The 373-nt window shown below is 63.3% G+C and carries 1 protein-coding gene; it reads right to left on the bottom strand.

Translation table 11 applies throughout. The features are described from left to right. Positions 1 to 373: aromatic amino acid lyase (locus tag HX786_RS31585; protein WP_178913093.1), on the bottom strand; the 373-nt coding region annotated here is incomplete at both ends.

Raw genomic sequence — 373 nt, forward strand, 5'->3', positions numbered from 1 at the left:
CTTCTTCAGCCAGCGCCTGGTGTGCGGGAACGATACGGCCCCGATAGCTGACGTCGCCGACGCCGAGCAAGGCGACGCCAATGTGCGCCATGTGGGTCAGGTAACCCACGGACCCCTGGGACGGCACTTGCGGCGTGATGCCATGGTTGAGCAGCCCCAGCAGCGAATGCACCACCTGCGGATGCAAGCCGGATTTGCCGTGGCTGTAGTTAATGATTGCCGCACAAATGATCGCGCGGGTTTGCTCCACACTCAGTGGCGCACCGACGCCGCAGGCATGGCTGAGCAGGGTATTGCGCGACAGCCGGCTCAGTTGTTCGTCCTTGAGCGACACGTTGCACAAGGCACCCAGGCCGGTGTTGATGCCGTAGGC

The sequence above is a fragment of the Pseudomonas sp. 21615526 genome (assembly GCF_013386245.1).
GTDB lineage: Bacteria > Pseudomonadota > Gammaproteobacteria > Pseudomonadales > Pseudomonadaceae > Aquipseudomonas.